Origin of the sequence: Bradyrhizobium sp. 17 (assembly GCF_023073515.1) — a bacterium.
GTDB lineage: Bacteria > Pseudomonadota > Alphaproteobacteria > Rhizobiales > Xanthobacteraceae > Bradyrhizobium > Bradyrhizobium canariense_D.
Window position 1 is genome coordinate 186,292 of sequence record NZ_JADPJQ010000098.1, and the last position, 20,105, is coordinate 206,396.

General features: G+C 64.1%; 19 protein-coding genes, 1 tRNA gene and 1 pseudogene. 9 read left to right on the forward strand and 12 right to left on the reverse strand.

What is annotated here, in order from left to right; all coding sequences use genetic code 11:
* Window positions 1–92 precede the first annotated feature (92 nt).
* Window positions 93–1,133, reverse strand: a complete 1,041-nt coding sequence (gene obgE / locus IVB13_RS18665) for a GTPase ObgE (protein WP_018459859.1) — start codon at window positions 1,131–1,133, stop codon at window positions 93–95.
* An 84-nt stretch (window positions 1,134–1,217) separates the two neighbouring features.
* Window positions 1,218–1,700: a MaoC family dehydratase gene (locus IVB13_RS18670; RefSeq protein WP_018459860.1), complete on the reverse strand. Its 483-nt coding sequence runs from the start codon at window positions 1,698–1,700 to the stop codon at window positions 1,218–1,220.
* Window positions 1,701–1,827: 127 nt separating this feature from the next.
* Here IVB13_RS18670 and IVB13_RS18675 point away from each other — a divergent pair, with 127 nt between their 5' ends.
* The gene (locus IVB13_RS18675; RefSeq protein WP_018459861.1) at window positions 1,828–2,742 is read left to right on the forward strand and encodes a DMT family transporter; all 915 of its coding nucleotides are present in this window, start codon (window positions 1,828–1,830) and stop codon (window positions 2,740–2,742) included.
* A 67-nt stretch (window positions 2,743–2,809) separates the two neighbouring features.
* On the opposite strand, the gene IVB13_RS18680 is transcribed toward IVB13_RS18675, so the two are convergent.
* The 3 genes from IVB13_RS18680 to rplU form a co-directional block, all read right to left on the reverse strand.
* The gene (locus IVB13_RS18680) at window positions 2,810–3,403 is read right to left on the reverse strand and encodes a GNAT family N-acetyltransferase (RefSeq protein WP_018459862.1); all 594 of its coding nucleotides are present in this window, start codon (window positions 3,401–3,403) and stop codon (window positions 2,810–2,812) included.
* A 153-nt stretch (window positions 3,404–3,556) separates the two neighbouring features.
* Entirely contained in the window at window positions 3,557–3,826 is a 270-nt protein-coding gene (rpmA, locus tag IVB13_RS18685; RefSeq protein ID WP_018459863.1) for a 50S ribosomal protein L27, read from the reverse strand.
* Window positions 3,827–3,923: 97 nt separating this feature from the next.
* Window positions 3,924–4,316, reverse strand: a complete 393-nt coding sequence (gene rplU, locus IVB13_RS18690; protein WP_007604396.1) for a 50S ribosomal protein L21 — start codon at window positions 4,314–4,316, stop codon at window positions 3,924–3,926.
* A 332-nt stretch (window positions 4,317–4,648) separates the two neighbouring features.
* Between rplU and IVB13_RS18695 the strand changes: the two genes are divergently transcribed.
* Both IVB13_RS18695 and IVB13_RS18700 read left to right on the forward strand, forming a co-directional pair.
* Window positions 4,649–5,788: an ROK family protein gene (locus IVB13_RS18695; protein ID WP_018459864.1), complete on the forward strand. Its 1,140-nt coding sequence runs from the start codon at window positions 4,649–4,651 to the stop codon at window positions 5,786–5,788.
* 419 nt (window positions 5,789–6,207) lie between these two features.
* A tRNA-Ser gene (locus tag IVB13_RS18700) sits at window positions 6,208–6,297 on the forward strand.
* Window positions 6,298–6,342: 45 nt separating this feature from the next.
* Here IVB13_RS18700 and IVB13_RS18705 read toward each other — a convergent pair.
* On the reverse strand, window positions 6,343–7,254 hold the full coding sequence (locus tag IVB13_RS18705) for a LysR family transcriptional regulator (RefSeq protein WP_018459865.1): 912 nt from the start codon (window positions 7,252–7,254) through the stop codon (window positions 6,343–6,345).
* 113 nt (window positions 7,255–7,367) lie between these two features.
* On the opposite strand from IVB13_RS18705, the gene IVB13_RS18710 reads away from it, so the two are divergent.
* The 3 genes from IVB13_RS18710 (at window position 7,368) to IVB13_RS18720 (ending at window position 11,198) form a co-directional block, all read left to right on the forward strand.
* Window positions 7,368–9,008, forward strand: a complete 1,641-nt coding sequence (locus IVB13_RS18710) for an FAD-dependent oxidoreductase (RefSeq protein WP_162496289.1) — start codon at window positions 7,368–7,370, stop codon at window positions 9,006–9,008.
* A 100-nt stretch (window positions 9,009–9,108) separates the two neighbouring features.
* Entirely contained in the window at window positions 9,109–10,089 is a 981-nt protein-coding gene (locus tag IVB13_RS18715) for a tripartite tricarboxylate transporter substrate binding protein (RefSeq protein WP_247295759.1), read from the forward strand.
* A 248-nt stretch (window positions 10,090–10,337) separates the two neighbouring features.
* Window positions 10,338–11,198, forward strand: coding sequence for a DMT family transporter (locus IVB13_RS18720; RefSeq protein WP_026233895.1), 861 nt, complete (start codon window positions 10,338–10,340; stop codon window positions 11,196–11,198).
* Window positions 11,199–11,216: 18 nt separating this feature from the next.
* On the opposite strand, the gene IVB13_RS18725 is transcribed toward IVB13_RS18720, so the two are convergent.
* Window positions 11,217–12,152 (reverse strand): LysR family transcriptional regulator, encoded by a 936-nt coding sequence (locus IVB13_RS18725; protein WP_018459869.1) that lies wholly within the window; start codon window positions 12,150–12,152, stop codon window positions 11,217–11,219.
* A gap of 92 nt (window positions 12,153–12,244) precedes the next feature.
* Between IVB13_RS18725 and IVB13_RS18730 the strand changes: the two genes are divergently transcribed.
* Window positions 12,245–13,099 carry an NAD(P)H-dependent oxidoreductase gene (locus IVB13_RS18730; protein ID WP_039801040.1) on the forward strand — a complete coding sequence of 285 codons (855 nt, stop codon included), beginning with the start codon at window positions 12,245–12,247 and terminating at the stop codon, window positions 13,097–13,099.
* A gap of 20 nt (window positions 13,100–13,119) precedes the next feature.
* Here the strand turns inward: IVB13_RS18730 and IVB13_RS18735 are convergent, their stop codons facing one another.
* Complete coding sequence (locus tag IVB13_RS18735; RefSeq protein ID WP_026233896.1) at window positions 13,120–14,328, reverse strand: EAL domain-containing response regulator; 1,209 nt, start codon at window positions 14,326–14,328, stop codon at window positions 13,120–13,122.
* 545 nt (window positions 14,329–14,873) lie between these two features.
* Window positions 14,874–16,037 (reverse strand): hypothetical protein, encoded by a 1,164-nt coding sequence (locus IVB13_RS18740; RefSeq protein ID WP_018459873.1) that lies wholly within the window; start codon window positions 16,035–16,037, stop codon window positions 14,874–14,876.
* 340 nt (window positions 16,038–16,377) lie between these two features.
* On the opposite strand from IVB13_RS18740, the gene IVB13_RS18745 reads away from it, so the two are divergent.
* Entirely contained in the window at window positions 16,378–17,001 is a 624-nt protein-coding gene (locus IVB13_RS18745; protein ID WP_018459874.1) for a helix-turn-helix transcriptional regulator, read from the forward strand.
* 84 nt (window positions 17,002–17,085) lie between these two features.
* On the opposite strand, the gene IVB13_RS18750 is transcribed toward IVB13_RS18745, so the two are convergent.
* The 3 genes from IVB13_RS18750 to IVB13_RS18760 form a co-directional block, all read right to left on the reverse strand.
* Window positions 17,086–17,334 carry a hypothetical protein gene (locus tag IVB13_RS18750; RefSeq protein WP_018459875.1) on the reverse strand — a complete coding sequence of 83 codons (249 nt, stop codon included), beginning with the start codon at window positions 17,332–17,334 and terminating at the stop codon, window positions 17,086–17,088.
* Window positions 17,335–17,456: 122 nt separating this feature from the next.
* The gene (locus tag IVB13_RS18755) at window positions 17,457–17,834 is read right to left on the reverse strand and encodes an Hpt domain-containing protein (protein WP_018459876.1); all 378 of its coding nucleotides are present in this window, start codon (window positions 17,832–17,834) and stop codon (window positions 17,457–17,459) included.
* A gap of 153 nt (window positions 17,835–17,987) precedes the next feature.
* A complete protein-coding gene (locus IVB13_RS18760) occupies window positions 17,988–18,686 on the reverse strand; it encodes a Crp/Fnr family transcriptional regulator (RefSeq protein WP_018459877.1) in 699 nt (232 codons plus the stop codon).
* 453 nt (window positions 18,687–19,139) lie between these two features.
* Between IVB13_RS18760 and IVB13_RS18765 the strand changes: the two are divergent.
* Window positions 19,140–19,561 (forward strand): annotated as a pseudogene (locus IVB13_RS18765) (response regulator).
* Window positions 19,562–20,105 lie beyond the last annotated feature (544 nt).

The window sequence follows — 20,105 nt, forward strand, 5'->3', positions numbered from 1 at the left end:
TATCGAGGGCGCGAAGACAAGCTATCAGCGATGCACGCGTCTGCGGCCGTACACTCCAGCGTCGTCCCGGCCTTCGCCGGGACGACGAAAAATCAAACCGACCACGGCTCCGCTTCGGCCGCGCTCTTCGCTTTCGCAGACACCGGGCTCTCGCCGATCACATCCGCAAGAGAGCGCAACGCTTCCTGCACGCCGTCACCGGTGACGGCGGAGAGCAGCAGCGGCGTCTTCTTGGCGGCGCGCTTCAGCCGCTCCTTCTGCTTCTTCAACTCGTCCGGCTCGATCGCGTCGATCTTGTTCAGCGCGACGATCTCGATCTTGTCGGTGAGCTGCCCGGCATAGGCGTCCAGCTCCGTTCGCACCGTCTTGTAGGCCTTGCCGGCGTGCTCGCAGGTCGCATCGATGAGATGCAGCAGCACGCGGCAGCGCTCGACATGGGCGAGGAAGCGGTCGCCGAGACCGACGCCTTCATGCGCGCCTTCGATCAGGCCGGGGATGTCCGCCAACACGAATTCGCGGCCGTCGGCATTCACGACGCCGAGCTGCGGATGCAGCGTGGTGAAGGGATAGTCGGCGATCTTCGGCTTGGCCGCGCTGACCTTGGCAAGGAAGGTCGATTTGCCGGCATTGGGCAGGCCGACGAGGCCGGCATCCGCGATCAGCTTCAACCGCAGCCAGATCCAGCGCTCCTCCCCGGGCTGGCCGGGATTGGCATTGCGCGGCGCGCGATTGGTCGAGGTCTTGAAATGCGCGTTGCCGAAGCCGCCATTGCCGCCCTCGGCCAGCACGAACTTTTCGCCGACAGTGGTGAAATCGTGGATCATGGTCTCGCGATCTTCATCGAAGATCTGCGTGCCGATGGGGACCTTCAGCACGATCGACTTGCCATTGGCGCCGTGGCGGTCCGAGCCCGAGCCGTTCTCGCCCTTCTGGGCCTTGAAGTGCTGCTGGTAGCGATAGTCGATCAGCGTGTTCAGCCCGTCGGCGACCTCGATGATGACATTGCCGCCGCGGCCACCATTGCCGCCGGAGGGGCCGCCGAATTCAATGAATTTTTCGCGGCGGAACGCCACGCAGCCGTTTCCGCCGTCGCCGGAGCGGATATAGACCTTTGCTTCGTCTAGGAATTTCATGGGCCATAGGTAGGCCAGCCGGTCCCGCGCGGCAACCCGGATGGACCCGCAAATCGGCCGAAACCCGGCGATTTGTGGCCTTGCTTAACCAGCTGGCCGGCGCCGGATCAGGAATTTCTGCGTGCCCTCCAGCACCAGCTCCTTGCGCTGGTTGAACACGGTGCTTTTGAGCGTCACCACGCCGGTCGAGCGTCCCGGCACCAGCTCGGTGACCTCGAGCGCGGGATAGATTGTGTCGTCGGCGAAGACAGGTTTGAGGAACCGGCTGGATTGCTCGAGGAAGCCGACCAGGGAGTCCTCGACCATGAACGGAAACAGGCCGGCGCCGGGCGCGGTGTGGATCAGCGTCTGGAAACCGTGGGCGAGCAGATGCGGCATGCCGCGGCTGCGGCAATACTCCACGTCGTAATGCACCGGATGCGTGTCGCCGCTCGCGGTCTGGAAGGCCGCGAACACCGCCGTCGTCTGCGTGCGGCTCGGCAGCACGAAGCGCTCGCCGACCACGAAATCCTCAAACCAGCGTTGCGCGGGGATCATGCGATGCCGGGCCGGGTCGAAGTCGGTCATGGCTAAGCTCTTTCCTGGCTCTCTTGTGAGACACCTGTCGCTACCGCGACGCGGAGAGTGCGACAATCCGTTCAATTCGTCCAACGCGGGCTTGTCGTGACGGCCTGCGTCATTACAACGGCGCTCGATGCCCCTGTTCAAGAATCTATCGGCCTATGACGAACGCTCGGCGCGCCTTGCCGGGATTGCGCTCATGGTGCTGTCGATCTTCATGTTCTCGTTTGGCGATGCCATGGGCAAGTTCCTGGTCGGGACTTATTCGGTGGGGCAGCTGCTGTTCCTGCGCGCCTGCGCGGCGCTGCTGCTGCTGTCGCCGTTGGTCTGGCGGCAGCGTCACCAGTTCCTGCATCTGGAGCGGCCGGGTCTCCAGCTCTTTCGCGTCGTGCTGTCGACGCTGGAAGTGGCGGCCTTCTTCCTTGCGACGGTCTACCTGCCGCTCGCCGACGTCATCACCTATTATCTCGCCGGGCCCATTTTCGTCACCGCGATGTCGGCGATCTTTCTCGGCGAGAAGGTCGGCTGGCGGCGCTGGACGGCGATCCTGATCGGCTTCTGCGGCGTCCTGATCGCGCTGCGGCCCTCGGCACAGACGGTGAGCCTGCCGGCGCTGATCGCGCTTGGCGGCAGTCTTTCTTTCGCAACGCTGATGTTGATCACGCGCAGCCTGCGCAAGACGCCCGATATCGTGATGGCGTCGTCGCAATTCGTCGGCACGTTCTTGCTGGGCGCTGTGCTGTCGGCGTTCCACTGGGTGCCGCCGACATCGGGCAGCCTCGTGATCTTCGCGCTGGCGGGATGCGTCTCGGTCACGGCGCTGTTCTGCGTCAACCGCTCGCTCAAGCTCGCGCCGGCCAGCGTCGTCGTGCCCTATCAATATTCGATGATCGTCTGGGCGGTGATCTTCGGCTTCGTCGTGTTCGGCGACGTGCCCGAAATCGCCACCATCGTCGGCGCCGCCATCATCATCGCCGCCGGGTTCTATATTTATCTGCGTGAGCGCGATCTCGGACGCAGGGACGCGGATGTGAATCCGCCAGCGTGATTACAGCGGAATAAATTCGAGCGTCGTCCTGGCTTTCACCAGGACGACAGTTTGAGCCGCCTCCGCCCTACCTCACCCTTCGCGCGCTGCTCCAGCTCTTCAGCGACGCCCACACGCCGCGCGAGAGACGGAAGCAGTCGACGGGCGTGGACGAGCCCAGCGCCAGGAAGCGATGCAGCTGGACGCCGCTCCACTGGAAGCCGCACTTCTCCAGCACGTTGCGCGAGGCCGGGTTGGTGACGCGCGCGCCTGCATAGAGATGATCGTCCTCGAACTCCTCGAAGAAGAAGTCGATCGCGCCGCGTGCGGCCTCGGTGGCAAAGCCCCGGCCCCAATGCTCGACGCCGAGCCAATAGCCGAGCTCGGCGTTGTCGGGCGTCGAGCGGTCGATGCCGACCATGCCGATGGGGCCGCTGTCATGCTCGATCAGGAACACCGTCTCGCTGCCGGGCAGGGCGCTGGCGCGGATGAAGGCGATGGCGTCGTCCTGCGAATAGGGATGCGGAAGGCGCCTTGTGTTTTCGGCGACGCGACGGTCGTTGGCGAGGAGGGCGATGGTCCTGACATCGGCGAGGGTCGGCCGCCGCAAGGTCAGCCGCTCGGTGGCGACGACGCTGGGTCTCGCCTCCCGCAAGGTCACGCTCGAAAAATCCTGCAACATGTCCGGCTCCGTCGAAGTCACTAAAGTGAAAAGTGAGCACGCAAACGAAAGGGGAGGCCGGTTTCCCGCCTCCCCTGGAGCCTTCGATCTGTGATCTCAAGGACTCCGCCGGTTCGGTCTGGGACCCGGCGGACTCCAAATTTGATCCACCGTCTATTCAGCCGCCTCTGCGAGCGGGAGCACCGAGATGAAGGTGCGGCCGTTGGCTTTGGCCTGGAACGTTACGCGGCCCTCGATCTTGGCGAACAAGGTGTGGTCCGTGCCCATGCCGACATTAAGGCCGGGATGCCAGGTGGTGCCGCGCTGACGCGCAATGATGTTGCCGGGAATCACAACTTCCCCGCCGAACGCCTTGATACCGAGGCGCTTGCCCTTGGAATCGCGACCGTTGCGCGATGAACCGCCTGCTTTTTTGTGAGCCATGGCTCGTCTCCGAAATTCTACGTATTTCTAGATCAATTCCTTGACGGAATCATTTCACAATTTCTCACGCATCACTTCGTGACGGCGCGTGATCAAATTATGCGGCGGCCTCTTCGGTCGTGGTCTCTGGCTTGGCGACCTTCTCCCGCTTCGGACGCGGCCCCTTGGTGGGCTTGGCGCCGTCCGTCAGGATCTCCGAGATGCGCAGCACGGTGATCTCGTCGCGATAGCCGCGCTTGCGGCGCGAATTCTTGCGGCGGCGCTTCTTGAAAGCGATGACCTTGGGACCGCGCTTGTGGTCGAGCACCTCGACCGCAACGGACGCGCCGGCGACCGTGGGCAGACCCAGGATCGGCGTGTCGCCGCCGACCAGGAGAACTTCATTGAGCTGCACGATCGAGCCGACTTCGCCTTCGATCTTGCCTACTTCCAGGACATCATCCGGAACGACGCGGTACTGCCGGCCGCCGGTTTTGATGACTGCGAACATCGTTGTTTTCCTTCGTGTTCATTCCCGGCCTCGCGACATATTGTCGGGGCCGGCTTTTTGTCAGTCGTTATGGGTTTATGCGAGTTTTGTGCGGGCGGGAGTTATCCCTTTGAAAACCCACGTAAAAACAAGCGGCGCGAGAAACGCCCCGCGCCGGTTGCGGGATTTATAGCCGCTGATCCCCCGGAGTCAAGGAAAAGCCGGCGAAAACGGCCGGATTTGAAGCATTTGGGCCCGATCCGGCCCGCAGGCGAATTTCGGACCGCGCCGCAACCAACAGGTTCCCCCGCCGTTGTCCCGGCGAATTCAGTCACACGGGCAAGGGGCTTACCATGGCAACAGACGAGCTGGTCAAGACGACGACGGGCATCGCTCATCACGGCGCGGAGCGGCTGCCGTCGGTGGATATCGACAGCTTCAACATCGAGATGAAGGACGAGGATGGCTTCATCGGCGACCGCGCCAGCAAGGGCGCGTTCCGCGAGATCCTCGAGCGCTGGCGCAAGCCGCTGCGCAAGTCCGGCGAGGACCCGTTCGGCAAGGAGCCGTCGGACGAGATCAGCAAGAAGACGCTGGACGCCATCCTGGTCGGCGACGACACCGAGGCCTGGGCGGTGGTGCATAGCGCCATCGAGGACTTCGCCCAGGAGCTCGCTTACGTCACCCGCCGCTTCCTCAAGTCCAAGGCCTGGGCCAAGACCGAGCGCATCGTGGTCGGCGGCGGTTTTCGCGATTCCCGGCTCGGCGAGCTCGCGATCGCGCGCACCGAGATTATCCTCATCGCCGAGGGCTTCAAGATCGACATGCTGCCGATCCGCCATCATCCCGACGAGGCCGGCCTGATCGGCGCGCTGCATTTGGCGCCGTCGTGGATCTTCGAGGCCCATGACAGCATCCTCGCCGTCGATATCGGCGGCACCAACATCCGCTGCGGCCTGGTTGAGACCAGCTGGAAAAAGGCAAAAGACCTGTCGAAAGCCAAGGTCGTGAAGTCCGAGCTGTGGCGTCATGCCGACGACGAGCCGACGCGCGAAGGCGCGGTGAAGCGGCTGACGAAGATGCTGAAGGGGCTGATCACCGAGGCCGAGAAGGAAGGCTACAAGCTGGCGCCGTTCATCGGCATCGCCTGTCCCGGCGTGATCAACGCGGACGGCTCCATCGAGAAAGGCGCACAGAACCTGCCGGGCAATTGGGAGAGCAGCAAGTTCAACCTGCCGGCGAGCCTGCTCGAGGGCATTCCGCAGATCGGCGAGCACGACACCGCGATCCTGATGCACAATGACGGCGTGGTTCAGGGCCTCTCCGAGGTGCCGTTCATGCAGGACGTCGATCGCTGGGGCGTGCTCACCATCGGCACCGGCCTCGGCAATGCCCGCTTCACCAACCGCCGCAAGGACAACGGCAAGGACAAAGACAAAGACCGCGATTCTACGGAGAACGGGAAGAAAAAGGCCAAGTCCGACAAGGAGTAACCTTGACTGGTTAGGTTAAGGACCGGATTGCGTTGCGGTGCACCGCCCGCACGCTACGGTCGAAACCGTCGCCTCACCTGGCCGGCGAAGCCGCCCTTCCCAGCCAGTATTTCAATGAGCGGCACCGGGACCGCCAGTGTTTACCGCGTCTGGCGGTCCCACCCCGCCTTTTGCGGGTACCAGTGATTCGGCACCGACGTGCCGCATCGGGCTCGCGCCGGGTCAGTGGCGAACGGTTCAGGCCCATTCCCGCGCAAACCGCCGCCGAAATCCGCGATCGCCCCCGATCATCACCGTGACATCGTGGGTCCAGCCGGAAAACCGGCCCGATTTTCGCCCTCGCAAGCCTTGTCTGGCCCGCCATCCTCGCCTATTAACGCCCGAACCACAGGGGCCATGCTCCTTACTTGGCGCCTTCAGGAGAGGTGGCAGAGTGGTCGAATGCACCGCACTCGAAATGCGGCATAGGTGCAAGCCTATCGGGGGTTCGAATCCCTCCCTCTCCGCCAACATCATCCGCCACAATAAAACGGCTTTCCAGAAAGCTCGGCAGATCAGTCTGATCTTGCCGGCTCTCGCTCCGCCAGCACCGTCCGCGCCGTCGCCACGAACGCCTGCGCGGCCGGCGACAGCGTCCGACCCTGGCGCTGCAGCAGCGACACCGGGCGGGTGATGGCAGGGCGTATCAGCGGCTTTGCGATCAGAGTTGGAAATTGATCGGCCGGCAGCATCGTCGCAGGAAGGATAGCAAGGCCGAGGCCCTGCGCCGTCATGGCGAGCGCGGTGTTGATCAGCGTCACTTCATAGGTCGGGTTGAGGTGCTTGCCCTGGCTCCCCAGCGCCTGATCGATCTGCATGCGTATCCGCGTCTCGCGCCGCATCGCGATCGTCGGCATCTGATCCAATTCGTCCCATGTCAGTGAGCGCCGTGCCGCGAAGTCGGGGGTGCGCCGGCCGATGGCGCTCAGGCGGCCGCGGGTCAGCGTCTCGATCGTCAGCTCCGCGAATTCTCCCTCGACGCTGCCGATCGCGAACTCCGCATCCGTCGCGATCAGACGTGGAACGAGATCGTCGGCGGCGACGTCGCGCATGTCGATTTCGATGTCGGGATAGCCTGCCCGGAATTTTGCCAGCACCGAGGGCAGCAGTGCCGATGCGGTACCGGCTGAGGCGAGAAACGCGACTCGGCCGGCGCGCGCCTGCGCGAGGTCACGCATGCGCCGCGACAGGCCCAGCGCATCGCCCAGCATCCGTTCGGCGGCATGAACTGCCTCGTCAGCGGCCCGCGTCGGCTGCACCGAACGAGTGGAGCGATCGAACAGTTTGACGCCGAGCTGCGCTTCGAGCTGTTGGATCAACAGGCTCGCCGCCGATTGCGTGATCCCCAGCTCGCGCGCAGCCCGCGTGATGCTGCGCGTACGGTACACGCCGGTGAAGGCCTGCAATTGCCGTAAGGTGACGTTCATAGGCAAAGCTCATGAATTGATGAGTTCTTTCCGGCTTATCACATAAGCGAGCATGCAATAAAATGCATGCCGTGGTCGGTGAAGCGGCGATCGCCAAGGGATTGGAAACGAACATGAGGACACAGGTGCTGGTGGTGGGCGCCGGGCCCGTCGGATTGACCGCGGCGATGGATCTGGCTTCCCGTGGGATCGACGTCGTGGTCGCGGAGATCCGCCATGCCGGCGATCCGCCCAGCGTCAAATGCAATCACGTCTCGGCGCGTTCGATGGAGATCTTCCGCCGGCTCGGCGTCGCCGCAAAGCTGCGCGACGCAGGCCTGCCCGCAGATTTCCCGAACGACTGCTCCTACCGGACCACGGCGACCGGCATCGAGCTGTGCCGCATCGACATTCCCTCGCGCGCACGCCGCTACAGCGCCACCGGCGGCCCCGACACCTGGTGGCCGACGCCGGAGCCGCCGCACCGGATCAACCAAGTCTATCTCGAGCCGATCCTGTTCAGCCATGCCGCCGCTCAGTCGCGCATCACCATTCTGGCGCGCACGGAAATCACGGACATCGAGCAGAATGACGACCATGTGGTCGCATTGGCGCGCGACCTCGACAGCGGAAGCTCGCTCCGCATCGAGGCTTCCTTTGTGATCGGTTGCGATGGCAGCCGTTCCCTGGTTCGCAGATCGATCGGCGCCAACCTGTCCGGCACGCCGGTGATCCAGCGCGTGCAATCGACCTTCATCGAAGCGCCGCAGCTCAAGGAGCTGATGGGCGCGCACAAGCCGGCCTGGATGGTGCTCTCGCTCAACCCGCGACGCTCAGGCACGACGGTGGCGATCGACGGTCAGGACCGCTGGCTGATCCATAATCACCTGAAGCCAGACGAGCCCGAATTTGATTCGGTCGATCGGGACTGGGCGATCCGCGCCATTCTCGGCGTCGACGAGCGCTTCGAATACCGCGTCCTCAGCAAGGAGGACTGGGTCGGCCGCCGGCTTGTCGCCGATCGCTTCCGCGACCGCAGAGTCTTCATCTGCGGCGACGCCGCGCATCTGTGGATGCCGTATGCGGGCTACGGCATGAATGCGGGGATTGCGGACGCCGTCGACCTGTGCTGGCAGGTGGCGGCGCATCTGAACGGGTGGGCGCCGGCTTCGATCCTGGATGCCTACGAGGCGGAGCGTCAGCCCATCACCGAACAGGTGTCGCGCTTTGCCATGGACCATGCGATGAAGATGATGGCGCAGCGTGGTGGAGTCTCCGCGGAGATCGAGGACGACACGCCGCGCGGCCACGCCGCGCGCGCAGCGCTGGCCAGGGCGGCCTACGATCTCAACGTGCAGCAATATTGCTGTGCCGGATTGAACTTCGGCTACTATTACGATGCCTCGCCGATCATCGCCTATGACGGCGAGACGCCGCCCGCTTACGCGATGGGCAGCTTCACCCCCTCCACCGTGCCGGGCGCTCGCGCGCCGCACCTGTTTCTGCGGGACGGGCGATCGCTCTACGATGCCTTCGGCGTCGGCTACACTTTGCTGCGGTTCGATCCGGCGATCGATGTAGCGCCATTGAAGTCTGCCGCAGAGCAGCGCGGCATTCCGCTCGCGCTGCTCGACATTGCGCCGGACGAAGCGAACGGCGCGTATGCCGAGAAGCTGGTGCTGGCGCGGCCCGATCAGCACATCGCCTGGCGCGGGCAGGCCGCGCCAGCGGACCCACAAGGCTTGCTGACGCGCATCACCGGCGCTTCGGCGTAAGGCGATTTGAAGCGGACGGTCTCGCGGCGAAGTCCGCCGGCAGGTGATTTACAAAGTCGTGGTTCACAAAACAAAAAAAGACTCGCACCAGGAGGGAAACGTGTTTCACGTTGCAAGCCGCCGCATTTTGGCCGTGCTGACGGCCGCGAGTTTCGCCGTGCTGCCGCTGGAGGCGGTCCGAGCGGTCTATCCCGAGCAATTGATCAAGATCATCGTGACCTTTCCGCCCGGCGGCAGCGCCGATACCGTCATCCGCGCGCTCGAACCGCTGGTCACTGCCGAGCTCAAACAGGGTCTCGTGATCGAGAACCGCGCGGGTGCTGGAGGCAACATCGGCATGGCCGCGGTCGCGCAGGGCAAGCCTGACGGCTATACGCTCGGCATTGCGCCGGCAGGCAGCCTGACGGTCAATCCGCATCTCAATTCGTCGATGCCGTTCGATCCGAAGGATCTTGCGCCGATCACCCTGCTCGCGAAAATTCCCTTCGTGCTGGTTGCGTCAGCGAACGTGCCGGCGCATACGGTCGCGGAATCGATCGCGCTCGCCAAGGCCAAGCCGGGCGCGTTGTCGATCGGGCATGGCGGCAATTCGACCGCCATGCACTTGACCGCGGCACTGTTCACGCAGAAGACCGGGATCGCCATGGAGCTGGTCCCCTATCGCGGGACCGCGCCGGCGACGGTCGATGTTCTCGCAGGCCATGTCCCCTTCGCGGTACTGGATATCCCCGCATCGAGGCAACTGATCCTCGAAGGTAAGCTCAACGCCATCGGTGTGTCGTCTGCGCAGCGTCTGTCGTCCTTGCCTGATGTGCCGACACTCGCCGAGAGCGGTATTGCGGGTTTCGAATCCGTTGGCTGGTTCGGGCTGGTTGCTCCGGCCGGCACGCCAGCCGATATCGTCGGCCGGTTGAACGAAGCCTTCGGAAAGGCCCTGAAGGATCCATCGGTGGTCGAGAAGATCCGGACGCTTGGCGCAGAGCCTGCACCGACCTCGCCGGAGGAGTTCAGCCGCTTCATCCAAAGCGAAAGCTCGAAATGGGGCAAGCTGATCAGTGAAGCGGGCATCAAGGCGAATTAAGTGTCCCACGCAGCCCTGCTGCTCGTCGGCAATCATCCCCGGCTCGCCTTCAGCGCCCGCCGCATCACGATCGCGGTCTAGAAACACGATTCCGCCCCGGCGTAAGTCATTGATCTTGCAGCTCCGGCTACTGTGCATGGGGTTGTTTTCGCGCTTTTTGTTGTTGGGCCTTGGGAGGCTTACAGGTAATCGTCGCGACACCGGCTGGCCTCGCCAGTTCGGATCACCACCGACAAGGCGAGATGGGCATGCACTCTTCCGGCAGCGGCTTGGGCAACGGGCTTCTTGGCGTCATCATCTTCAGCGCATCGCTGCCGGCGACCCGCGTGGCGGTCGGCGGGTTTTCCGCGCTGTTCCTGACCTCGGCGCGCGCGGTCATCGCGGCGCTGATCGGTGTGGCCGTGCTCGGCCTGCTCCGTCAGGCGCGGCCGCAGCGCAAGGATCTCGTCTCGCTCGCGATCGTCGCCATCGGCGTCGTGGTCGGCTTTCCCTTGCTGACGGCGCTTGCGCTCCAGCACATCACCTCGGCGCATTCGATCGTCTTCATCGGGCTCTTGCCGCTGTCGACCGCGATCTTCGGCGTGCTGCGCGGCGGCGAGCGGCCGCAGCCGATGTTCTGGCTCTTTGCAATTCTGGGCAGCGCCACTGTCGCCGGCTTTGCGCTGTCCAACGACGGCACCGCATCGCTCACCGGCGATCTCCTGATGGTCGCGGCGATCGTGCTGTGCGGGCTCGGCTATGCCGAAGGCGCCGCGCTGTCGCGCCGGCTCGGCGGCTGGCAGGTGATCTCCTGGGCGCTGCTGCTGTCGCTGCCGCTGATGGTGCCGGTCGCGATTCTAACCTGGCCGTCGACATGGAGCGGCGTCGGTGTGCCCGCCTGGATCGGGCTCGCCTACGTCTCGGTCTTCAGCATGTTCGTCGGTTTCATCTTCTGGTACCGCGGGCTTGCGATCGGCGGCATCGCCCGCGTCGGCCAGTTGCAGCAGCTCCAGCCGTTCTTCGGCCTTGCGCTTGCAGGCCTGCTCCTGCACGAACCTGTGGCCTGGAGCATGATCGTCGCGACCGCGCTGGTGGTCGCCTGCGTCTTCTTCGCACGGCGGTTTGCCTGAGGCCGAATTGATGCGGCCTTACCTCTTGCCCGGTTGCGGCTTTTCAATCCCCGGCAGCTGTGCGATTCCCTCGGCAAGAAAATCGACCAGCAGCCGTACCCGCGCGATGCCGGACCGCTCCGGCACGATCAGCATGTTGAGCGGAACGGACGGCGGCGCGTAGTCTTCAAGCACGCGCTCGAGTTGGCCGGAGGCAAGCAGGTCGTCGACGAGCCAAAGATGCGCCGGCGCAATGCCACGACCGGCCGCGAGCGCCTCGCGTGCGGCAAGCCCGTGATCCACCCGCAGCCGCCCTGCGAAGGGGACCACATGACGGCCGCCGCGGCGCCCGTGCAGCACGAGCACGTCGCTGCCGGCGATGTTCGACATCCTGACACCCTCGTGGCTGGCGAGGTCTTGCGGGCGCGCGGGCCTGCCGCGCGACGCCAGATAGTCCGGTGCGGCCACAAGCACCCGCCGCGACTGACCAAGCAGCCTGAGCTTCATCGAGCTGTCGGGGAGCGGCCCCAGACGCAAAGCGATATCGACACCTTCCCGCACGAGGTCGATCCGCTCGTCGGTCAGGCTGAGATCCACCGCCACGTCCGGATAGCGGTCCTGGAACGCGAAAACCAGACGGCTGACGTGGAGCACGCCGAAGGCGGCGGTGCAGGAGACGCGCACCGTTCCGGCAGGCGCGCCGCGCGTGCTGCGCGCCTCGTCGCCGGCGAGTTCGACCAGGCGCAGGATCTGCACGCAGTCGGCGTAATAGCGGCGCCCCTCCTCGGTCATCGTCACGCTGCGCGTGGTCCGCGTGAGCAGCGGCACGCCGACGGCCTGCTCCAGTTCCCGAAGGTGCCGCGTCACTGTCGATTGGCCGAGACCAAGCTCGCGCGCGACCGCGGACAGGCTTCCGCGCTCGGCGACCCGCACGAAGCTGCGCATGCGTTCGAGCGTCACGTCCGATTTATCCATATTTCGGCATGATCCTATCCATCGGCGACAACTACCGGATTGCAGTCGGAGGCGCTACCTGCTGCTCGCAATCGTCAACCAAGGTGCTGATCATGAAAGTGTTGATCCTCTTCGCTCACCCCGAGCCGCGCTCCCTCAATGGCTCGCTCCGCGACGTTGCCGTCAGAGAACTCGAGGCTGAGGGACACGAGGTGCGGGTGTCAGACCTTTACGCGCAGGGATGGACATCCGAGGTCGGCCGCGCCGATTTTCCGCTGCTGCCGCCGGACGGGCGGCTGGCGCCGGCCGCCGCCTCCAAGCAGGCGTTCGAGTCGGGTACACTCACCGCGGACGTCAAGGCCGAGATCGAGAAGCTGCTGTGGGCGGACGTCCTGATCCTGCAATTCCCGCTATGGTGGTTCAGCATGCCGGCCATCCTCAAGGGCTGGGTCGACCGCGTGTTCGCCTACGGTTTCGCCTATGGCGTCGGCGAGCACAGCGACAAGCGGTGGGGCGACCGTTACGGCGAAGGCAGGCTGGCGGGCAAACGCGCGATGCTGATCGTGACCGCCGGCGGCTGGCAGGAGCATTATTCGGCGCGCGGGATCAACGGGCCGATCGACGACCTGCTGTTCCCGATCAATCACGGCATCCTCTATTATCCCGGCTATGACGTGCTTCCGCCGTTCGTCGTCTACAAGGCCGACAAACTGGACGAAGCGGGTTTCCAAGCGACTGCCGAACGTTTGCGCGAGAGGATGCGAACGCTTGCGACGACATCCCCGATTCCCTACCGGCGCCAGAATGGCGGCGATTACCTGATTCCGAGCATGCGGCTCCGCGCAGGACTCGAGCATTCCGGCGCGACCAGCTTCGCGCTTCACGTCGAACAGGTCGAGGCACGCAGCCCAATGGGTGAAACGAGCTCCGTGCACTCGACGGCTGAGGGGTGCGCGGCAACAGCGTAATCCGCCGCTCGCGCAAGGACTCACCCCATCACCGTCCGCGTCAGCGTGCTCCGCGCAAACTTCTTCAGCGGCATCGGCTTGCCGAACAGAAAACCCTGCACGAGGTCGAAGCCGAGCTCGTTGGCGGCGACGAGGTCGGCGCGGCTCTCGACGCCCTCGGCGATGGCGCGCACGCCATAGCCATGCGAAAGCTCGACGATGTGGCGGCACACCGTGCGCTTGAGGCGATCAGTGCCGCTGCCGGTGACGAAGTGCCGGTCGGCCTTCAGCTTGATGAAGGGAATTTTTCCAAGGTCCATCAGCGACGGCCAGTTGGCGCCGAGATTGTCGACCGACAGGCCGATATTGTGCAGACGCAGTTCGCGGGCGACCTCGGCCAGGAGATCGAGATCGCGGATCGCCTCCTCGCTGTCGATTTCGATCGTCAGCCCGCCGAACGCCGGATGCGTCGGCATGCGCCGGCAGAGATCACGCACGGCTTGCGGCTCCTTCAGATAGGACGCCGGCAAATTGATCGCGAGATCGACCGGGCTCTGCTGCTCCAGTAGATAGTGCCAGTCCTGCATGGCGCGCTCGATCACGAATTCGGAGAGGTCGCGCATATTCGGGTCGTGCTCTTCGGGGATGAAATAGGCGGGCGGCACCACGCCCCAGGTCGGATGCCGCATCCGCACCAGCGCCTCGGCGCTATTGCGAATCAGCGTGCGCGCGTCGATCTTGGGTTGGTACCAGAGCTCGAGCCAGCCGGCGTGCAGGGCCTCGCCGACGTGCACGGCGGGGCTCGGCGCCGGCTCCTCGGGCAACAGCATCGCGACACGGTCGCGCAGCGTCTCCGCGGCAAACGGCGTCGTCAGCGGCGGCAGCATCTTGAGGCCGTATTCCTCGCCGACCTGCTGCACGGCCCTGACGATGATCGACTCGCGGGCGCCCACAGTCAGAACCCTGCCGTCGAAGGCCTCGCGCACCAGCGTCTCCAAAAATTTGCCGGGCTCGATGCCGTCGGCGGCGATGCCGAGCAGGATCAGGTCGGGCAATTCGCTTGTCAGCACGCTCTGCAGCTCCTCGGCACTGGCGCATTCGGTGGTGACGAAGCCGAGATCCTCCAGCACTTCCGCGAGAAACGCGCGAAGATGGCGCTTGCCGTCGGCCACGCAGGCGCGCGGCTTCACCTTTCGCCGTCCGAAGGTTTTCGGCCTTCGTTCGGCGAGTTCTACAATTTCGTCGTTCATCGCAAGCACTCCCGTTCCGTGCCGGTGTGTTAGCGACGTGAGCAGTTTCAAATATGGAAGGCTTCAGTCGATTGTCGAATTATCTGAGTAACGTTAAAGCGCCCATCACGTCTAAAATTATCTGGATCTCGGTCGGGAAGTTTTTACGTCTACCCGCGCGCCGGGCGCAGGGTTGCGACAATCACTGGAGATCTCGCGACGTGCAGTGCGGCTGCATGTACGCGCGCTGTCCTGCAATTGGACCAAGCCACGCGCGCCTCGCCCAATTGAATAATGGAGCGCCTCAATTGCGCGCGACGCGCGCATTTTTCCCGGTTCGCTCGTGACGGTTCTGCGACAATGCGTCGGTGCGCGCTGGCGCCAATGTGAAGCACATCACAAGCGGATTGCTGCACGTGCGCTATTGCTCTGGGCAGCCGGTGGTGGGCTGTCGAGGATCGCAGCAATGACGTCGCGGCGAATAATGTATTGGTGGTTCAGGTTCGTGCTGTCAGGGCGATTTCTCGATCGTTTCCTGTGCCTGCCGCGCGCGCATTAGCGCGGGATCAGGTTTGGCCGATCAGCTTGCGCAACGCGGCCGCGCCGTCCTCAATCGCATCGCGTCCCTTCCAGGCCAGATAGGACAGCTTGCCACCGAGCGTGTCGTGGCTGCGCAGCCGGCGCGAACCGAGAATGTGGCCGACATTGGAGGGGAAGCGGCTCACCTCGGCGGACACCAGCGCCGCGATCGCGTCCATCAATTGCTGGAGCCGAATGCCCCATTCGCAATGCTCGATGCCGTCGATCCGCACCTTGAGCGCATATTCGGTCTCGTAGATCTCGGCGAGCAGGTCGCGCGCAATCAGCACCCGGTTGTGCCGGAGCGCGATGCGCAAGGCGAGGCGCCTGTCGTCGAGCTGGTCGAGCACCATGTGAACGACGCAGGCATAGGGCGCGGCGGCGACATCGGCGGCGCCCTTGCTCGCTGCGGCCTTGGTGGCAAGACGCACCAATTGCCAGAACGTCTTCAGCCGCCTCGCCACCAGCGTCAGCGCGAACGGCAGCGCCTCGGGATGGGCCTTCTTGAAGGCGTCCAATCGGGCGGTGATCTGATCAACCGTGCCGTCGTCGAACTTCGCGATCTTCTCGGGCAGCCTGTCGTTGAACTTCGGCAGCGCGGCGCCGGCGCGCAGCACATGTTGGATCTTCTTCACGTCCTCGAAGGCGGTGTGCGATGCCGTGTATTGCGCGAGCTTGCCGCGCGCGAACTCGGTGCTCTCCGCTGATGCGAGGGTGCTTTCGAGAACCTTGACGACCTTGGTCTGGAAGGTCGATGCGATCTTCAGCACTTCCTTCTGGTTGTTGGCGGCGACCTGGTCGTTGATCGCCTTGATGTAGTCGCGTGCCATGGTCGGCAGCAGGTCGCGGCAGATCCACTCCCAGATCGGGGTGAGGGTGTTGCGCGAGATCCGCCCCATGTTGGCATGCTCGGGCGCGCCGTCGATCAGAAGCAGCTCGAGCGGCGCAAAGAAATGGCGCGAGGGACTGGTGGCGCGCGCCTGGTTCGATCCGTCCTTGCGAAATTCGGCGCGCAACCGGGACTGCAGGTCGGACGAGCCCGGCATGTCGATGCCGCACAGCTCAAGCCGTTCGAGCTCGCTGAGCAGGCAGCTGCGCGACAGCGGCGTCAGCTTCTGCAGGAAGTTCGATAGCTGGTCGATCTCGTTCATGGCACGCAATCTTCCGCAACGTTTCCAGCAGGCCTACCGACCCCATGCATGGAGGCATTTGCGCGCTCTCAATTGCGACATAGAGAAGCAAGCCGCCGTTAATATATCCGTAAAATCCAAGGCCGCAGGTAATCGGCGCGGATCTGATCGTTAAGAAGGCGTCGAGCGACCCGTCTATCAATTGGGCAGGTTCAGCAACCTAAGAATGTTGAGGGACGTTGCCACTCAAGCATAAAGTGTGCCTGTGCCGGGGTTTCAGCACAAAACTGCCAAATTCACCGTAGTCTTACGGAGCAAAAAGTTAACTACAGACCGCGTTGGGTTCCGCTAAACGAGTGACATGGGGTCACAGAATGATACGGCCACTGATTCGCGGCCGTCGGAATGGTACGAAAGCAACGCCGCTCCAACTGAAGAGCTCGATGCCGTCCGTCTGAACGCCGCCCGTGCCAAGGCGGCCGACGAAATGGCAGCCGCCATCGCCCGCGAGCTCAACGGTCCCCTCACGGCGCTCCTGCTCTACATGGGCGAGATCAAGCATCACAGCGATCAGCTCGCGCCGGTGACGGGCGACCGTGCCTATTTGCAGCGGGTCGTGGAGAATGCGCTAGTGCAGACCGAGCGGGTTTGTGGCCTCGTCAAACAGCTTGCCGGTTCTCACACGGGTGGCCTGCCGATCGCGTCCAGGGCCGAGGGCGCCGAATCGAAGTTCGCGCGCGCGCCACAGCTGCAGCGCGTGCCGAGCGCCGAAATCCTCGGCCTGTCAGGCCAGAAGCGGCTGACCAAGCGCGAGCGCGAGGTGCTGAGGCTGATCAGCGAGGGTTATTCGAACAAGCAGGGTGCGCTTCGGATGCAGATCAGCCCGCGCACCTTCGAGAGCCATCGCGCCGAGGCGATGCGGAAGCTCGGTGCGCGCAACACGGCGGACCTCGTCCGTGCGGCGCTGCTGCATTCGATCGACTGAAGGGCCTTGCGTCGGGCCGCCCGGCAGCGGGCGAGGGCCAAGCGTGAGGCATTTCTCGAAAAAGACCCGCGGCTCCGACCGTGCTCAGAAATAATCTTCGGCGAAGGGACGCGCGCGCGACGAGGGCCGCAGCGGCTTGAGCTCGTCCTTCGGCACGTTGGGAATGATCGTGATGGTCCAGCGGGGCGGCATGCTCGATTCCTGCTCCAGCACCGAACGTACGAAGCCGGTCACCGTCGCCTCGCCAGCGGCCACCGTCGCCATCCGGCCGTTGAACTGTGCGATGCGGAAGCGGCGAACTTCTTTCTGGTCCGCGGTCTCGTAGGTGAACATGGAAACCCTCCTGGTTTCCGGCGACTATCGCTGCCTATGATTAGCCATCTGTGAAAATCCCAAGCCGTAGAAGTACGGCGGGCATGCACGCGTGAGTGGTTGGAGCGTTTCGAGCGAGCGCGTCAGCCCTCCGGCTCCTGCGCGCGCGCGGCAGCGTAGGCGGCGTCCATCAGGTCCAGGAGGTCGCAAAATCCGGCGTCGCCGAGCCTCTCCGCGGTCTTCTCCAGCCGCAGCGCCAGCACCGCGAGCCTGACATAGCCGAACGTTCCGGCCGCGCCCTTCAGCGAATGCGCTTCGCGGGCGATCCTGCCGTGGTGCTGCGCGAGCGAGAGCGTGCGGAACGATTGCAGACGCGCGCAGGTTTCGCTCCAGAACACGTCGCGCACTTCGCAAGCACCATCCTCGCCGATCTCGCGCACCAGCGCCTGGTACGCGCCCGGCTCGCGCGCGGGTTCGGCATCAAGCACTGTTTGCGCAGGCGCGACGGTGACTTCGAACATGGTTTGGCCTGCCTTGATCACGGTTTGCCGCCGGCCCGTACAGGCGCGCGCGGCACATCCGTGTCTACGGCATCTGGATTTCAGTTCCGGTAGCAGGACATTCCGTGTTTGCGGGCCGGAATTAGCGGCCGGTTTACCACGCCGCAGCGCCAGTCAGCGCGGGCCGAGCAGCCGGTCATACTGCGCCTTCACGGTGGCGTAGCATTCGCACGCCGTCTGGCGCAGGCCGTCCAGGTTGAGGATCTGGATGTGTCCGCGGCTGTAGTTAATGAAATTCGCCTGCTGCAAGGTGTTGGCGACCAGCGACACGCTGTTGCGCCGAGCGCCGATCATCTGCGCCATCGCCTCCTGGGTCAGCAGCAGCCGGTAGTCGCCGGAGAGGTCATGGGTGTGGAGCAGGCAGCGCGACAGCCGTGACTCCACCGGATGAGCGGCGTTGCAGCCCGCGGTCTGCTGCACCTGCGCGTAGACCGCCAGTCCGTGACGCGTGAGCAGCGTCCGCAGGGTGCAGCTCTGGTCGGCCGCGACGCGCAGCCGGTCGAGGTCCATCATCGAGGCGGAGCCTGGAACCAGCACGATGGCCGTGTTCAGCGCGCAGGCATCGCCCATGATCGAGAGCGTTCCGAGCAGGCTGTCGCGGCCGATCATGGCGACTTGCACGTGCTCGCCCCTGGCGAGCTCCACCACCAGCGAGATGACGCCGCGATGGGGAAAGTAGGCGCGCTTGAGCGTTTCGCCGGTCGCGACCAGCACCGCGTCGTGCGGCAGATCGCCCGTCCGCAGGTGGGGGCGGATCAATTCATAATCGTCCGCCGACAGCGCGGACAGGAAACCGTTGGAGGAACGTACCATTGTTTCCAAAGTAGCCTCCCGTCTCCCGGACCAGCACGGGAAACTGCTTGTCGTTCGGCCACGTTCCATCATGTTCCCGTCGGGATATATTGGCAATTGGGACAAGACGTCCGATCGCAGTCAGTGCCGCTGCACGTCGGCCTCGCCAAGACAGATTCCCTGACCCAATTCCTACCGAGCTGGGAACCAGCAGATCCAGATGGTGCGGCTGGAGAATCGGTTTGGAGCTTGTTCGCGGTCATGGTTGATCCGGCGCGTTTCAAGGTCATCCGCGCCGCGTCGTCGTCATGGAGTTGCCTTGGCGCCGCGTGGCCGCAGATTCCGCGTCAATCGTCTTTCCGGCTCCGCCAAGGACGCTCTCAACAGTCCATTTCTCGAGCAAAGGAGCATGGCGTGCGCCACGGTTCAATTATTGAATCGCCAAATCGGGAAGCTCAAACGGGGACAGAAGATCTGCGCGATATTCTCGTCGTCGATGACGACCCGATGGTCTGCATGGCCATCGAGGTCTATCTCCAGCGCAACAATTTTCGGGTGACGATCGCCGAAGGAGGGGAAGCCGGACTTCGTGCGCTCGAACACGAACAGTTCGATCTGATGATCATCGATATCTTCATGCCGCACATGCGCGGGTTCGAATCGGTCAGAATCTTTCACGAGCGCGCGCCGGCCGTTCCGCTGATAGCGATGTCCGGCTACGCGTTCGCAATCTGAATTCGCCGGCCCCGGATTTCCTCCGGATGGCGCTGGAGCTCGGTGCGGCGCGCTGTCTGCGCAAGCCGTTCACGCCGCACGCGCTGCTCGCCGCCATCAACGATTGCCTGGCGGAGCACCGTCCCCAGGGCGAGCTTGCCCCGGCCGCGCGCCTGGGTTAGCGCGGCACCGGCCGCAGCGGACGCGGGTAACGGTTCGTTTACCGCAAATGCGGGTGATGCATATCCCGGCAAAGCACCAGGCGACGTGGCGAGACCGGCCCGGGCTGCAGGCAGCTCGATACAATTTGCGCGAAGACCGCGCATATCTCCTTCACAAGCAGGGCTTTCCCGCGCGCCGGGTCTCGCTGTTATCGGCACGTTCACCTAACGCGTCTCGCCGCTGCGGCGTGGGGCCGGTCTTGCCGAAAAACGCTGTCCCATGCAGTCGAACGGCAAACTTGTCTTCAATATCCGTATTAGCACGGAGGATGAAATTAACGGGACCGTGAAAGGGGATGTCTAACGATCCAAGGTGGGGGCTTCCGTTCATGCCAGCGCGGCTCGGGCGTCGAGGTCCAGATCCAGGTCTGTAAGGCGTAGCTCATGGATGATCTGTTGCGGGAGTTTTTGACGGAAACCAGCGAGAGCCTGGACACCGTGGACAATCAGCTGGTGAAGTTCGAGCAGGAGCCGAACAACGCCAAGATCCTGGATAACATTTTCC

Excerpts from the sequence above, each read along its gene's own strand:
- obgE (WP_018459859.1), bottom strand. The coding sequence starts at position 1,133 with ATGAAATTCCTAGACGAAGCAAAGGTCTATATCCGCTCCGGCGACGGC.
- IVB13_RS18670 (WP_018459860.1), bottom strand. The coding sequence starts at position 1,700 with ATGACCGACTTCGACCCGGCCCGGCATCGCATGATCCCCGCGCAACGC.
- IVB13_RS18675 (WP_018459861.1), top strand. The coding sequence starts at position 1,828 with ATGCCCCTGTTCAAGAATCTATCGGCCTATGACGAACGCTCGGCGCGC.
- IVB13_RS18680 (WP_018459862.1), bottom strand. The coding sequence starts at position 3,403 with ATGTTGCAGGATTTTTCGAGCGTGACCTTGCGGGAGGCGAGACCCAGC.
- rpmA (WP_018459863.1), bottom strand. The coding sequence starts at position 3,826 with ATGGCTCACAAAAAAGCAGGCGGTTCATCGCGCAACGGTCGCGATTCC.
- rplU (WP_007604396.1), bottom strand. The coding sequence starts at position 4,316 with ATGTTCGCAGTCATCAAAACCGGCGGCCGGCAGTACCGCGTCGTTCCG.
- IVB13_RS18695 (WP_018459864.1), top strand. The coding sequence starts at position 4,649 with ATGGCAACAGACGAGCTGGTCAAGACGACGACGGGCATCGCTCATCAC.
- IVB13_RS18705 (WP_018459865.1), bottom strand. The coding sequence starts at position 7,254 with ATGAACGTCACCTTACGGCAATTGCAGGCCTTCACCGGCGTGTACCGT.
- IVB13_RS18710 (WP_162496289.1), top strand. The coding sequence starts at position 7,368 with ATGAGGACACAGGTGCTGGTGGTGGGCGCCGGGCCCGTCGGATTGACC.
- IVB13_RS18720 (WP_026233895.1), top strand. The coding sequence starts at position 10,338 with ATGCACTCTTCCGGCAGCGGCTTGGGCAACGGGCTTCTTGGCGTCATC.
- IVB13_RS18725 (WP_018459869.1), bottom strand. The coding sequence starts at position 12,152 with ATGGATAAATCGGACGTGACGCTCGAACGCATGCGCAGCTTCGTGCGG.
- IVB13_RS18730 (WP_039801040.1), top strand. The coding sequence starts at position 12,245 with ATGAAAGTGTTGATCCTCTTCGCTCACCCCGAGCCGCGCTCCCTCAAT.
- IVB13_RS18735 (WP_026233896.1), bottom strand. The coding sequence starts at position 14,328 with ATGAACGACGAAATTGTAGAACTCGCCGAACGAAGGCCGAAAACCTTC.
- IVB13_RS18740 (WP_018459873.1), bottom strand. The coding sequence starts at position 16,037 with ATGAACGAGATCGACCAGCTATCGAACTTCCTGCAGAAGCTGACGCCG.
- IVB13_RS18745 (WP_018459874.1), top strand. The coding sequence starts at position 16,378 with ATGGGGTCACAGAATGATACGGCCACTGATTCGCGGCCGTCGGAATGG.
- IVB13_RS18750 (WP_018459875.1), bottom strand. The coding sequence starts at position 17,334 with ATGTTCACCTACGAGACCGCGGACCAGAAAGAAGTTCGCCGCTTCCGC.
- IVB13_RS18755 (WP_018459876.1), bottom strand. The coding sequence starts at position 17,834 with ATGTTCGAAGTCACCGTCGCGCCTGCGCAAACAGTGCTTGATGCCGAA.
- IVB13_RS18760 (WP_018459877.1), bottom strand. The coding sequence starts at position 18,686 with ATGGTACGTTCCTCCAACGGTTTCCTGTCCGCGCTGTCGGCGGACGAT.